The organism is Kitasatospora sp. MBT63 (genome assembly GCF_000710465.2).
In the GTDB taxonomy this organism is placed as follows: Bacteria; Actinomycetota; Actinomycetes; order Streptomycetales; family Streptomycetaceae; genus Kitasatospora.
Genome location: NZ_JAIZ01000511.1, coordinates 523 through 13,726, shown reverse-complemented (window position 1 = coordinate 13,726; position 13,204 = coordinate 523). Strand labels below are relative to the sequence as shown.

The 13,204-nt window shown below is 73.7% G+C and carries 12 protein-coding genes; 8 read left to right on the top strand and 4 right to left on the bottom strand.

Annotated elements, in window-relative coordinates:
• Position 1 precedes the first annotated feature (1 nt).
• The 6 genes from AA75_RS27190 (at position 2) to AA75_RS27165 (ending at position 8,032) form a co-directional block, all read left to right on the top strand.
• A complete protein-coding gene (locus AA75_RS27190; protein ID WP_051813465.1) occupies positions 2 to 1,852 on the top strand; it encodes a TOMM precursor leader peptide-binding protein in 1,851 nt (616 codons plus the stop codon).
• Positions 1,849 to 4,311, top strand: a complete 2,463-nt coding sequence (locus AA75_RS27185) for a lantibiotic dehydratase (RefSeq protein ID WP_033822906.1) — start codon at positions 1,849 to 1,851, stop codon at positions 4,309 to 4,311. The genes AA75_RS27190 and AA75_RS27185 overlap by 4 nt, the downstream gene beginning before the upstream one ends.
• Positions 4,308 to 5,414 (top strand): thiopeptide maturation pyridine synthase, encoded by a 1,107-nt coding sequence (locus AA75_RS27180; protein ID WP_033822905.1) that lies wholly within the window; start codon positions 4,308 to 4,310, stop codon positions 5,412 to 5,414. Before AA75_RS27185 ends, AA75_RS27180 begins: the two co-directional genes overlap by 4 nt.
• A gap of 27 nt (positions 5,415 to 5,441) precedes the next feature.
• Positions 5,442 to 6,470: an ABC transporter ATP-binding protein gene (locus tag AA75_RS27175; RefSeq protein WP_033822904.1), complete on the top strand. Its 1,029-nt coding sequence runs from the start codon at positions 5,442 to 5,444 to the stop codon at positions 6,468 to 6,470.
• Between the two features lie 80 nt (positions 6,471 to 6,550).
• A complete protein-coding gene (locus AA75_RS27170; protein ID WP_033822920.1) occupies positions 6,551 to 7,315 on the top strand; it encodes an ABC transporter permease in 765 nt (254 codons plus the stop codon).
• Between the two features lie 273 nt (positions 7,316 to 7,588).
• The gene (locus AA75_RS27165) at positions 7,589 to 8,032 is read left to right on the top strand and encodes a helix-turn-helix domain-containing protein (protein WP_082526860.1); all 444 of its coding nucleotides are present in this window, start codon (positions 7,589 to 7,591) and stop codon (positions 8,030 to 8,032) included.
• Between the two features lie 206 nt (positions 8,033 to 8,238).
• On the opposite strand, the gene AA75_RS27160 is transcribed toward AA75_RS27165, so the two are convergent.
• From AA75_RS27160 to AA75_RS27145, 4 genes are read right to left on the bottom strand one after another with little or no spacing between them, the layout of a single operon-like run.
• Positions 8,239 to 8,904 (bottom strand): response regulator transcription factor, encoded by a 666-nt coding sequence (locus tag AA75_RS27160; protein ID WP_255369526.1) that lies wholly within the window; start codon positions 8,902 to 8,904, stop codon positions 8,239 to 8,241.
• Complete coding sequence (locus tag AA75_RS27155) at positions 8,901 to 10,085, bottom strand: sensor histidine kinase (RefSeq protein WP_033822903.1); 1,185 nt, start codon at positions 10,083 to 10,085, stop codon at positions 8,901 to 8,903. The genes AA75_RS27160 and AA75_RS27155 overlap by 4 nt, the downstream gene beginning before the upstream one ends.
• A 31-nt stretch (positions 10,086 to 10,116) precedes the next feature.
• Positions 10,117 to 10,893, bottom strand: a complete 777-nt coding sequence (locus AA75_RS27150; RefSeq protein WP_033822902.1) for an ABC transporter permease subunit — start codon at positions 10,891 to 10,893, stop codon at positions 10,117 to 10,119.
• Positions 10,890 to 11,795 (bottom strand): ATP-binding cassette domain-containing protein, encoded by a 906-nt coding sequence (locus AA75_RS27145; RefSeq protein ID WP_033822901.1) that lies wholly within the window; start codon positions 11,793 to 11,795, stop codon positions 10,890 to 10,892. The genes AA75_RS27150 and AA75_RS27145 overlap by 4 nt, the downstream gene beginning before the upstream one ends.
• A 220-nt stretch (positions 11,796 to 12,015) precedes the next feature.
• On the opposite strand from AA75_RS27145, the gene AA75_RS49835 reads away from it, so the two are divergent.
• Complete coding sequence (locus tag AA75_RS49835; RefSeq protein ID WP_051813464.1) at positions 12,016 to 12,291, top strand: PLD nuclease N-terminal domain-containing protein; 276 nt, start codon at positions 12,016 to 12,018, stop codon at positions 12,289 to 12,291.
• Positions 12,292 to 12,772: 481 nt separating this feature from the next.
• Complete coding sequence (locus tag AA75_RS27135) at positions 12,773 to 12,976, top strand: cold-shock protein (protein WP_030916923.1); 204 nt, start codon at positions 12,773 to 12,775, stop codon at positions 12,974 to 12,976.
• Positions 12,977 to 13,204: the final 228 nt, after the last annotated feature.

Genomic DNA, 13,204 nt, shown 5'->3' with positions numbered 1-13,204 from the left:
AGTGAGCGAGACGGTACTGGGCGACGGCCTGCTCGCCGCCGCCATCGCCCGGCGCCCACCGGCCATGCTGGTGGTCGCCCGCGACGGCTGGGACACCGACGGCTGGCAGGCCGCCCACGACCGCGGCGAGCCCTGGCTGCCGGTGTGGACCGAACTCGACCGGGCCGTCATCGGCCCGCTGGTCCGCCCGGGCGAACCCGGCTGCGCCTGGTGCCTGCAGACCTGGCGCACCGCCGCACCCCGCGCCGACCGCCGGACCGCCGACCTGCGCGCCGACAGGCGGATCGCCGAGCGGCCCTCGCGGTGGCTGAGCACCTTCGCCGCCGACGCGGTGACCGAGCTCCTGCACACCGGCGCCGCCCCGGACCGCTGCTGGTACCTGGACCTGCGGACCGCGGCCCTGACCCGGCACACCTTCCTGCCCGACCCGCTGTGCCGGGTCTGCGGCACACTGCCGCCGGACACCGCCGAAGCGGCCCGGATCACCCCGCAGCCGCGGCCCAAGCCCCGGGCCGGGGCCACCCGGGTCCGCGACCTGTCCGAGGCCGAACTGACCGCCCGCTACGTCGACGCCGACACCGGCGTCGTCGCCCCGCCGAACGGCATGCGCGACGCCGTCCTCCCGCTCGCCGAAGCGGTCCTGACGGAGTACGGCTACCGCGGCGAAGCCGGGTGGGGCCGCGGCCGCGACTACGCCTCCTGCCGGACCACCGCCGTCGCCGAGGCCCTGGAACGGCTCGGCGGCCAGTGGCCCTGGGGCAGGCGGACCGCCGTACGCGGCAGCTACGCCGAACTCGCCGAGCACGCCCTCGACCCGCGCTCGCTCGGCCTGTTCCCCCCGGAACGCTTCCCCGACCCCGACGGCCGCTACCAGCCCTTCACCGAGGACACGGCGGTGTCCTGGGTGTGGGCACACTCCTTCGGCCGCGACCGGCCGGTGCTGGTGCCGGAGAGCTACGCCTACTACCGGACCGAGTGGCAGCCCGGCGCCACGGCGGACCAGGGCTTCACCTTCGAGATCTCCAACGGCTGCGCGCTCGGCGGCTGCCTGGAGGAGGCGGTCCTGCACGGCATCCTGGAGATCGTCGAACGCGACGCGTTCCTGCTCACCTGGTACGCCCGGCTGCCGGTGCCCGAGGTCGACCTCGCCCGCGCCCCCGACCCTCGCATCCGGCTGGTCGCCGAACGCCTCGGACGCAGCGGGTACCGGGTGCGGGCCTTCGACACCACCATGACCGAAGGCATCCCCGCCGTCTGGGTGCTCGCCCAGGAGGCCACCGGCGACCCGGCCCGGCCCCAGGTCATCTGCACCAGCGGCTCGGCGCTGGACCCGGTCGCCGCCGTGCTCAGCGCCCTCGGCGAACTCGCGCCCATCGTGGAACAGGAACTGCGCCGCTACCCCGCCGAGGCCGAACGGGCCCGCCGGATGGCCGCCGACCCCGACCTGGTCCGCGTCATGACCGACCACTCGCTGTGCGCCGCCACCCCGGAGGCCTTGGACCGCTTCTCCTTCCTGCTCGACGGCGACCGCACGATCGGCTGGGACCGGCTCGGCCGCCGGCCCTGGCCGGCCCACGCCGACCTGCGCGAGGACCTCACCGAAGCCGTCGACCGGATGCTGGCGGGCGGCATGGACGTCGTGGTGGTCGACCAGACCTCGCCGCTGCACCGCGCCGCCGACCTGGCGTGCGTCAAGGTGATCGCCCCCGGCGCACTGCCGATGACCTTCGGCCACCGCAACCGGCGCACCACCGGGCTGCCCCGCCTGCACGAGGTGCCGCACCGGCTCGGCCACGCGCCGCGCCCGCTCACCGACGCCGACCTCAACCCGCACCCCCACCCCTTCCCATGAGCCGCGACCCTGCCTTCGCCACCACCTTCGGCGTCCGCGTCGCGGGCCTGCCGACCACCGTGCTCGACGGGCTTGTCGACCCGCGGCTGCGGCACTCCCTGCTGGCGGCGGTCGGCGCCGCCGCCGAGCTGACCGCCGACGCGGCGGCGCTGTCCGAGCGCTGCCACCGGGTGATCGGGGCACTGCCCGACCCCGGCGCCAGACCGAAACTGGTCGCGCTGCGCCGGGCCGTGCACCAGCAGCGCGACCCGGCCCGGCTGCTGGCCGAGCCGCCGGTCACCGCCGCGCTCGGCACCGAACTCGCCGCCGACATAGCCGAGTTCGGTCAGGCCGTCGGCCGACTGCGGGCCGCGCGCGAGGCGCTGCCCGCGGTGCTGGCCGAGGCCGAACGCGCCACCTCCGCCGCACTGCGCGAGATCGCCGCCGACGCCCGCTTCGACCAAGGCCTCGCCCACGCCAGCCCCACCCTGCACACCGTCCTGCGGGGCAGACCCGGCCGGGCGGAGCTGATCCGGCTGGCCGTCTACGCCACCCGCGCCGCCACCAAGACAAGCCCGTTCAGCACCTTCACCGCCAGCGGCCTCGGCCGCTTCGTGCCGGACGGACCGGCACTGCGCCGGACCGCGACCGAGGCACCGCGCTCGATCGTCGAACTCGACCTGTCCGCCCTCGCACCGTGGACCTCCCCGGCCACCGCCGCACCCACCGAGGTGACCGTCCGGGTCAACCCGAGCGCACGGCCGCTCGCCGACAGCGTCCAGTTCATCGGCCCCGCACCGGCCGAGGACCTGCTGACCCTGCCACTCACCCCGGCGCTGCGGCACTGCCTGCGCGCCGCCGCCGGAGCACCGACCCTCGCCGCCCTGACCGCCGCGCTGCCCGCACCGCCGGACCGGGCCGCCGGATACCTGCGCTCCCTGCTGGCCACCGGCCTGCTACTGGCCACCACCGACCTGGACGAGCACGGCCCCGACCCGCTCGGGCAGTTGGCGCGGCGACAGCCCGCACTCGGCCCGCTCCAGGAGGCGCTGCGCGGCTACGCCGACGCGACCGGCACTGAACGGGTCGTGCTCGGGCCGCGGCTGGCCGAGGAACTCGCCGGCCTCGGCACCACCGGCAGGCTCCGCGACCTGGTGACCGAACAGTCCGTGATCCCCGGCGTGGTGGCCGAGGCCGCACTGCCGTCCTGGCGGAGCGCCCTGGACGACCTCGCCCTCGCCTGCCGGCTGCTCGCGGTCCTCGACCACACCCTGCCGTTCAAGCTGGCGGTCACCGCCTTCCTGCGGGAGCGCTTCGGCCCGGACACCACGGTGCCCTTCGACCGCTTCTACGCCGAACTGGTCCGCGAAGGCGGCGAAGTGATGCGCCTGCACCCGGCCGCCCTCGCCTTCGCCATGACCGGGCTGACCGCGACCCTCGACGCCAGCCCGGTCGCCGAAGTACGCCACCTGGTCCAGCTGATCGCCGAGGTCCGCCAGGCCCTCCCGGACCGGCACCGGATCGAGAAGGTACTGGACACCCTGCCGCCCTGGATCCGCCCGCCCGGCTCGGTCGCCGTCTACGCCCAGTACGACGACGACGACGGCGGCCACGGCGACGGGCAGTTGATCGTCAACGCGGTGAACTCCGGCTTCGGCCGCGGCCGTTCCCAGGTCCACCGGCTGCTGCGCCGGATCGCGGACGACCCGCTCCCGGTCGACGCCGTGTACCCGGCCGACCCGCAGGACCCGCACGCGCCGCGGTACGCCGAGTTCACCCGGACCCTCGGCACCTCGCTCAACCAGCGCGACCTCACCCTGCCCGACCGGCTCGACCACCCGCCGCCCGCCCGGCTGACCGTCGGCGTCGGCCAGGACGGACTGCCGGTCCTCCTCGACGGCGCCACCCCGGTCCGCCCCGTCCACGGCGGGCTCTCCTACGAACGGCAACTCCCGCCGGTGATGGCCCTGCTGATCGAGGCCTTCGGCGAGAACCCCATCCTGCTGCGCCCCGACCAGCCGGTGCGGCACGAGGCGGGCGCAGGGAACGCGACCGGCCGGGTGCTGCACGCGCCCCGGCTCAGCATCGGACGCGTCGTGCTGCGGCGCGCCGCCTGGGTCGCCCAGCCGGGGACACTGCCGCGCCGTGCACCCGGCCAGTCGGACGCGGCGTTCCTGCTGCAGCTGGCCGGCTGGCTGGCCGAACACGGCATCCCACCGCGCTTCTTCGTCTCGGTGCTGCGGCTGGGCGCCGGCCCGGCCGGCTCGCTGACCGGCGACCGCGCCCGCAAGCCGATGTTCGTCGACCTCGGCGCCCCACTGCTGGTCGCCGCCTTCGAACGCTCGGCCCGGGACGCGAGCAGCGCGGCGGTCTTCCACGAGGTCGCGCCGCAGCCGGACAGGGCCCTCACCGACCGGCAGGGCCGGCCCCACGTCACCGAGTACCTGATCGAGCTGAACTGCCAAGGAGTTGGGACATGACGGAGCCGTCCTGGCGGAGCGTGAACGTCTTCCACCACGAGAGCGACCGGACCGATCTGCTGCTCGACGCCGTGCGCCCGTTCCTGGCGGCGGTGGCCCCCGCCGTGTCCAGGGCGTACTTCCAGCCGCACTGGCGGCGCGGTCCGCACGTCCGCATCCCGGTCCTGGCGAGCGCCGAGGCCTTCGAGACCGTCGTCGCCCCGGCCGCCGACCGGATCCTGGAGGAGTACCTGCGGGCCCACCCCTCCGTGACGGTCCTGGACGAGCGGGACTCCCACGCCGAGCACCAGCGGCTGGCCCGGCACGAGCGGGAGCACGGACCGCTGACGCCGTGGGCGGCCAACAACAGCGTGGAGACGGGGGAGTTGGACCGCCGGCTGGACGTGCTCGGCGGGCAGGCGGCGGCCGACCTGCTCGCCGACTACTACGTGGACACCAACGACACCGCCTTCGCCATCCTGGACCGGGTCCGCGGCGGCGGCTCGAAGATGGCCCTCGCGGTCGACATGTTCATCGCCACGGCGCACCGCTTCCTGCCGCCGGTCACCTACGGCTACCTGTCCTACCGCGGCCACGCCGACGCCTTCCTGGCGAAGGGCCCCGACGGGCTGCGGGAACGCTTCGACCGGGTCTACGAGGCCAACGCGGACCGGTTCCGGCAGCGGGTCGTCACCATCACCGCGGCCTCCGACTACCACGAAGTGCTGCCCTTCGGCGCACTGCTGGACACCCTGCTGCACTACCGCGACCGGGCCAACAAGCTGATCACCGCCGGGGAGCTGGCACTCAACACGGACGACAACGGCGACCCCGAGGCCTGGGGGTCGACCTGGGCCGCCTGGTCCGCGCGCAGCCCGTTCCACCAGGTGCTCGGCGGCCACCGCGGCGCGGCCGACCAGCTCGGCGGCTGGAACACCTTCCAGCAGTACCGGGTGGTGCTCAACTGGCTCTACCTCAACATGTACCGGGTCGGCATCGGAGAGCTGGAACGCAACCTGATCTGCCACGTGGTCTCCCGCGCCGTCGAGGACGTGCACGGGGTGAGCGCGCTGGACCGGATCCAGGACCTGGTCGGATTCGTCGACAGCGGCGGCCGGCTGTAGCCCGAACGCAGCAGGAGGGAGGACGTCATGAACCACGCCGTCACGGTCACCGAGCTGGTCAAGCGCTACCACCCGCAGGCGCCGCCCGCCGTGGACGGGCTCACCTTCACCGTAGGCCAGGGCGAGGTCTTCGGCCTGCTCGGCCCGAACGGGGCCGGCAAGTCCACCACCGTCGGGGTGCTGACCACCCGGATCCTGCCGACCTCGGGCCGCTGCCTGGTCCACGGCGCGGACGTGGTGGCCCGGCCGGCCGAGGCCAAACGCCTGCTCGCGGTCGTACCGCAGCGGCAGAACCTGGACCGCTCGCTGGACGTGCGGCAGAACCTGCTCTTCCACGGGCGCTACCACGGCCTCGGACGGGTGGAGCGGGTCCGCCGCGCCGACGAACTGCTGGCACTGATGGGGCTCACCGACCTGGCCGGCCGCCGGGTCGAACGGCTCTCCGGCGGCCAGGCCCAGCGGGTGGTGATCGCACGGGCGTTGGTGCACCGGCCCGAAGTGCTCTTCCTGGACGAGCCGTTCACCGGCCTGGACCCCCAGTCGCGGCTGTTCCTGCACGAGCGTATCCGCGAACTGAGCGGCCAGGGCGTCACCGTGGTGCTCACCACCCACGACATGGACGAGGCCGAGACGCTGTCCGACCGGGTCGGCATCGTCGACCACGGCCGACTGCTCGCACTGGACACCCCGCACGCGCTCACCGGGGCGCTGCCCGGCGGCACCACCATCACCGCGCAGGTCCGGCTCGCACCGGACCCGGCCGGCCACGACGGCCGGGCCGCCGAGGTCGTCGCCGCGCTCTCGGCCGCGCTGGCCGAACTGCCCGGCGTCGACGGCATCGAGCACGACACTGTGCCGCCGGCCGAGCCGGGCGCCGAACGGCGCGGGCGGTGCGGTTTCCGGGTCCGTACCGGGAAGGATCCGTCGGTCCTGCTGCCGGAGGTGCTGCGGGCCGTCGCGGAGCGGGGCGCGGGGGCCGAGTTGACCGACCTGTCGGTGGCCCGGCCGAGCCTCCAGGACGTGTTCATCTCGCTGACCGGAAGGGAGCTGCGGTGACTGCGCCGGCCGCATCCGCCGAATCCACCGCCGGGCCCGGATCCGCTGCCGTCGGGCGGCCGTCCCGTCCACCCGCCCCGGTGCTGCGGACCTTCCTCGCGGTGCTGTGGCGGGACGTGTTCACCACCACCCGGCGGCCGGGCCCGTTCCTGGTGCAGGTGGTCGTCCAACCGCTGCTGCTGTTCTTCGTCTTCGGCAAGGTGCTCGGCGAAGCCGGCTACACCCGTGGCGACTTCGGCGCGACGCTGCTGCCCGGAGTGGTGGCGCTGAACGCGCTGCTGGTCTCGCTGCAGAACACCGCGATGCCGCTGATCATGGACTTCTCCTGGTCCGGCGAGATCGAGGACCGGCTGCTCGCGCCACTGCCCGGCCGGCTGGTCGCGGTGGCCAAGATGGTCTTCGGGACGCTCTGCGGCCTGTTCGCCGGGCTGGTGATGGCGCCGATCGGGTTCCTGGTGCTCGGTACCTCGGGCTGGGCGCTGTCGGCCTGGCCGGGCGTGCTGGGCGTGCTCTCGCTCGGCTCGGCGGCGGGCGCGGGGATCGGCCTGGTCCTGGGGACGGTGGTCTCCCCGGAGCGGATCGGCGTCACCTTCTCGCTGGTGCTGGCGCCGCTGACGTTCACCGGGTCGGTGCAGTACCCGTGGTCGTCGCTCGGCCAGGTGCGGTGGTTCCAGGTGATCACCTCGGTCAACCCGCTGACCTACCTCAGCGAGGGCCTGCGGGCGGTGACGCTGCCCGGGCGGCCGTCGATCGCGCTGTGGATCGACGTCCTGGTGCTGTCCGCCGCCCTGCTGGTCGCCGCGGTGATCGGCATCCGGGGGTTCATGTCGCGCGCGCTCGGCTGAGCGGGAGCCCCGGCGGGGCCGCGAAGTCGACCATGTGCACATCAAGGTCTATTGGATGTCTATCTCGCCGTGGCATGCTCACCTCTCCTGGAGGCTCCCGCTCTTCGCCGCCCGTGTCAGGGGACCATGCCACGCCGTACCGCCGTCCGCAGACCACCCGTACCTGCCGGCCGGCCGGTCCTGCGGCGGGTCGACCGGCCCTCCATCCGCGGGCGCGGCGGTCACCGTCACGCCCGTACCCTCGGCATTGCACGGATCATGAAGGGCATCGAAATGGCCACTATTGCGCCCGCCGGCGACACCGTCCACCGGTCCGACAGCCCCAGCCGCCCGATCCTCGACCAGATCGCCGACAAGTGGTCGATGACCGTGCTGGCCGTCCTGGCCGAACCCAGACGGTTCAACGAGATCAAGCGTCACCTGGACGGTGTGACCCAGCGGGTGCTGACCCAGACCCTGCGCAGACTCGAGCGCAACGGCATGATCAGGCGTCAGGTCCTGCCGACCTCGCCGGTCGGGGTCGAGTACTCGCTCACCCCGCTCGGCGAGTCCCTGCGGGAGCCCTTCGGCCGGCTGCACGCCTGGGCGGTCGACAACACCGAGGCCATCCGCGCGCACCAACTCGCCTACGACCGCCGGATGCTCCACGACCACACCACCACCCCGCAGCCCGACCTCGGCCCCGCCACCCGACTCCCCGCGGGCATCCCGGGCTGACCACCCCCCCGCGGGCCGCCCTGCCGCCCTGCGCACCCGGGCCGCGGGGCGGCCCTCGGCGATACGCTGATCACCGGCCGACGGAGCGGGTGGGGACGTCACCTGCAGAGGCCCTCGAGGTCGGCGCGCCGCCCGCCACGTCCGTCTCCGGGACCGTGCACGGCGGTCAACTCGCCGCCGGCGGGCCTCGGCCGGTTGCGTCGGTCTCAGGCGAGGCGGGCGTCGTGGGCGATGATGGCGACCTGGGTGCGGTTGGCGGCCTCCAGCTTGGCCATGATCCGTCCGATGTGGACCTTCACCGTCGACGCGCTCAGGTACAGGTCGGCGGCGATCTCGGCGTTGGTCAGGCCCTGCGCGACCGCGGCGGCGACCTCACGCTCCCGGTCGGTGAGCAGGCTCAGCCGACGACGGGCCGCCTCCGCCGCGTCGCCCGCGGAGAAGGTGCTGAGCAGCCGCTTGGTGACCCGTGGCGACAGCATCGCCTCCCCGCGGGCCAGGACGTGGACGGCACGCGCCAGTTCCCGCGGCGGGGTGTCCTTGAGCAGGAAACCCGCCGCGCCCGCACGCAGCGCCGCGTGCACGTACTCGTCGAGGTCGAAGGTGGTGAGTACGGCGACCACGGGAGGGTGGGGCGTGGCGAGCAGCCGCCGGGTGACCTCCAGGCCGTCGACGCGGGGCATCTGGATGTCGGTGAGCACCACGTGCGGGCGGTGCCGGGCGACCAGGTCCACGGCGACGTCCCCGTCGCCGCCCTCGGCGACCACCTCGATCCCCGGGTCGGCGTCGAGGATCATCCGCACGCCGCTGCGGACGAGTTCCTCGTCCTCCAGCACGACGACCTTCACCGGCGGGTCGGGACGGTCGTCGATCACACGGGCTCCTCGGACACGGTGGGCATGGTGGACACGAGCGGAAAGGCTGCGTGCACACGGTAGCCGCCCTCCACGGTCGGCCCGGTACGGAGGGTGCCCTGGACGAGCGTGACGCGCTCCCGCATGCCGAGCAGCCCGTACCCGGACCCGGGGACCGCGTGGCCGGACGGGCGCCTGCCGCCGCGCCGGTTGGTCACGGTGAGCTGCAACTCGCCCTGCTCCTCCGCGAGACGGATGTCGACACGGGCGTGCGGGGCGTGCTTGGCCGCGTTGGTGAGGGCCTCCTGGGACACCCGGTACACGGCCCGGCGCACGGCCCCGGTGACGACGGGGAGTTCCGCGGGCGCGTTCAGGTGGACGTTGCCGCCGGAGCCGACGCAGTCGCGCACCAGCTCGGCCACGTCCGCCCGCACGGAGCCGTCCGACTGGACGCCGTGCACGCCGTCCGACTTCTCCTGCTGGTCGTGGCGCAGGACGTCCAGGATCTCGCGCAGTTCGGTCAGGGCGCGGGCGCTGACGGACCGGATGACCTCGGCCGTCTCGGCCGTGCGCTCGTCCGGGGCGGTCACGCTCAGCGCGCCCGCCTGCAGCGCGATGGTGCTGACGCGGTGGGCGACCACGTCGTGCATCTCCCGGGCGATCCGCCGCCGCTCGGCGGCGACCGCCCGTTCGGCGAGCAGGTCGCGCTCCCGCTCGGCCTGCCGGGCGCGTTCCCGCAGCGCGTCCACCAGCGTCTGCCGCTGGCGCATCCACAGCCCGGCCAGCACCGGTAGCACCAACCAGGCCGGCGGGACGAGGAGTTGGTAGAGGATGCCGTAGTTCGGCCCCGGGTTCCAGGCCTCGGCGACCGTACAGCCGGCCGCGAGGAGGAACGACAGCAGAGTGCGCCACCGCAGCCCCCACTGCCGGGCCACCGTGTAGCAGATCACCACCACCGGGAGGACGCCCCAGCTCCAGCAGAACAATGGCGCCGCCACCACGGGCAGCCACGGGAACCGCCGGCGTACCAGCAGGGTCGGCAGGGCGACGAGGAAGGCCAGGAGCCGCCAGGGGCCGCCCCCGGCGGAGAGAGCAGGCAGCACGCAGACGGCCGCCACCGCGACATCGACGGCGAGGTACCCGGGCCTGCCCTCCCACCAGGACAGCCGGCGGCGGTCCGGCCGGGGCTCGAAGAACTTCACCGGCCGGATCCTAGTGGGACGCGCCGGGCCGTCACACGTCCCGCCGGGCGAACAGGACGCCGGCGGCGGTCAGCAGCACCGTGGTGAGGGCGACCAGCGGCAGCATCAGCAGCCACTGCGGTCCCGCGCCGCCGGTCGCCTGGACCTGCGCCGCGGCCGCCCCGAACGGGACCAGGTCCTGGCTGACACCGGTGGTGAGGACCACCAGGTTCTCCAGCAGGACCGGCCAGAGGATCACCACGGCGATCGACAGCGTCGAGTTCCGGGTCACCCCGGCCAGCGCCAGGCCGACCAGCGCGCCCGACACCGCGTAGACGACCGCTGCGCCACCCAGCTCGACCGCTCGGTCCACGGGGAGCGAGGCCTTTCCCAGCAACGGGACGCTCAGCGCGTTCACCACCACCATGACCGCGGCGACGGACGCGGCCACCGCTCCGGTCAGCGCCGCCTTCGCCAGCAGGATCCCGCGGCGATCAGGCAGCGTCAGCACGGTCCGGGTGATGGTGCGGTGCCGGTACTCCCCGCCCAGCACGGTGACGCCGAGCGCGGCCAGGAGTGCGAATCCGACGAGCGTCACACCCGTCATTCCGGCGGCGAACTGCCGGACCCCGGACACCCCGTCCCGGCCCACCGCCACGTCCACCAGGACCTGTGCCGCCAGCGCCGAGCCGCACAGCAGCCACGGCGTACGCAGCGAACGCAAGGCGACCCACTCGTAGGCCAGGGCCCGGCCGAACACCCCGCCCCGGCCGCGCATGGCACCGGGCGACGGGACCGCGTCCCGGCCGGACGTACTCAGCGCGGTCATGCGGCCGCCCCCCGGAACTGGGTGTGGGTGGCCGTCGCCGCGAGGAAGGCGTCCTCCAGGCTGCTGCGGCGCGTACGCAGCTCGCGCACCGCCAGGCCGTGTTGGGCGGCGACCGTACCGACGCGGTCGGCGTCGACCCCGGCCACGACCAGCACATCGGACTCGTCCGCCCAGACCTGCGCGCCCTCCTGCCGCAGCAGGGCGGCCAGTTCGACCGGGCGGTCGGCGCGCACCACGACCTCGGAACGGGTGTGGGCGGCGACGAAGTCCGCGACCGGTTGCGCGGCGATCAGCCGGCCCCGTCCGATCACCACCAGGTCCTCGGCGAGCCGGGCCACCTCCGACAGCAGGTGCGAGGAGGCGAACACCACCCGTCCCTCCTCGGCGAGCCTGATCAGCAGGCCGCGCATCCAGAGCACGCCCTCCGGATCGAGGCCGTTGGTCGGCTCGTCCAGGATCAGGTACTCCGGATCCCCCAGCAGCGCCGTCGCCAGACCCAGCCGCTGCCGCATCCCCAGGCTGAGGCCACCGGTGCGGCGGTGACGCACGTCGTCGAGACCCACCAGGGACAGCACCTCCCGCACCCGCCGCGCCGGCAGACCCGCGCCGGCGGCCACCATCCGCAGATGGTCGTGGGCATTGCGGGCCGGGTGCACCGCACCCGCGTCCAGCAGCGAACCGACCGTCGCGACCGGGGATCCGAGCTCCGCGTAGCGGACACCGCCGAACGTCGTGCTCCCCTCCCCGGCGTCCAGCCCGAGCATCAGACGCATCGTGGTCGACTTCCCGGCGCCGTTCGGCCCGAGGAAACCCGTGACCACCCCCGGCCGGACCGTGAACGACAGACCGTCCACGGCGAGCGTGTCGCCGTACCGCTTCCGCAACCCCTGTACCTGGATCATGCCGTTCCCTTCCACCCGGTCCCTCGCCCCCATCGGACGAACGGTCTCCAGACTCCGCCCCACCGGTGGGGCGGCACATCACACGACCGGGCAGGCCCGGTACGACTTTCGGGTAACCCTCGGCGAGCGCAAAGACGGACGTCACCGGTGGCGGCCCCGGGCCACGATTCGGGTGGTCGAACCGAACCGACCGACACCACACCCAGCAAGGAACACACCGATGAACGCACTCTCCGCTGCCCTGCCACCCGCCCAGCTCCAGGCGATGGGAGACACCGGCCGCCTCGTCCTGGCCGGAGGAGCGATGACCGTGGCGCTGGCCGCCGCACTCGCCGCCCTCCTCCTCGCGGTCGCGGCCCTGGTGAGCGTCGTGCGCTCCCGGCACTGCACCGCCACGAAGATCCTCTGGCTGGCGATCGTCCTCCTCGCCCCCTTCCTCGGCAGCCTCGCCTGGTTCGCCCTCGGCCGCCGCGGACGCCGCGCGGCATCCCACTGACCGGCCACACCCGACCCGGCCCACCCCGGCCCGACGGCCGCCTGCAGATTTCGCCGTTCCGTCGGGTGTGCTCGGGAAAAACGCGAGGTGGGCCGTCCCGGAGCATTCGGGTTCCGTGAGGCCGGAATTTCGTGAAATTCGAACCGTGCTTTCGGAGACCCGGCCGGGCGGCCCGGCCGGGCCCGCGGGCACCCCAACCAGCCTGCTGGGCAGGCGTGTTGGCGGCCTCGGACCCCGGAGCCGGAGGCCCTGGGGGAGAGCTCCGTGGCGCTCGGGGGCGGAAATGTCCACCCCATGGCGGGTTCGGGTCTGCTACTGTCGTCGTAGTTGCAGTAGTGGTTCCCATGAACTTTGTGTGCGCCTGCTGATGTTCCGCAGGCGCCTTTTTGTTTCCCGGCTCTTCCCCGGGTGGGTGCTCATCGCGGCGACTCGAAACGTGCGCTGTGCGGGTTTCGGACAGCCCCTTGAAGGAGATTTCTTTATGGCTAATGGCACTGTGAAGTGGTTCAACGCGGAAAAGGGCTTCGGCTTCATCGAGCAGGAGGGTGGCGGCCCGGACGTGTTCGCCCACTACTCGAACATCAACGCCAGCGGCTTCCGTGAGCTGCTCGAGGGCCAGAAGGTCGAGTTCGACGTCACGCAGGGCCAGAAGGGCCCGCAGGCCGAGAACATTCGTCCGCTGTAGTTTTTATCTGCCACGGCACCCGCCCAGCAGCGAGGGGCCCGCACCGCGTACACGATGCCCGGTGCGGGCCCCTCGGCATTGCGCCACGACGCACACCCCGGCCGTTCAGGCCCCTGGCTCCGCCACCGGCGGCCATCCGCACGCGAGACGCCCTGCGCCGCGTCCGGACCGGCGCCCTGCCGTGACATCCCACGGTTCGAGGATCTTCGCTCCCGCCCGCCGGAGAGC

Coding starts and splice junctions, on each gene's coding strand:
- AA75_RS27185 (WP_033822906.1), top strand. CDS start 1,849: ATGAGCCGCGACCCTGCCTTCGCCACCACCTTCGGCGTCCGCGTCGCG.
- AA75_RS27180 (WP_033822905.1), top strand. CDS start 4,308: ATGACGGAGCCGTCCTGGCGGAGCGTGAACGTCTTCCACCACGAGAGC.
- AA75_RS27175 (WP_033822904.1), top strand. CDS start 5,442: ATGAACCACGCCGTCACGGTCACCGAGCTGGTCAAGCGCTACCACCCG.
- AA75_RS27165 (WP_082526860.1), top strand. CDS start 7,589: ATGGCCACTATTGCGCCCGCCGGCGACACCGTCCACCGGTCCGACAGC.
- AA75_RS27150 (WP_033822902.1), bottom strand. CDS start 10,893: ATGACCGCGCTGAGTACGTCCGGCCGGGACGCGGTCCCGTCGCCCGGT.
- AA75_RS27145 (WP_033822901.1), bottom strand. CDS start 11,795: ATGATCCAGGTACAGGGGTTGCGGAAGCGGTACGGCGACACGCTCGCC.
- AA75_RS49835 (WP_051813464.1), top strand. CDS start 12,016: ATGAACGCACTCTCCGCTGCCCTGCCACCCGCCCAGCTCCAGGCGATG.
- AA75_RS27135 (WP_030916923.1), top strand. CDS start 12,773: ATGGCTAATGGCACTGTGAAGTGGTTCAACGCGGAAAAGGGCTTCGGC.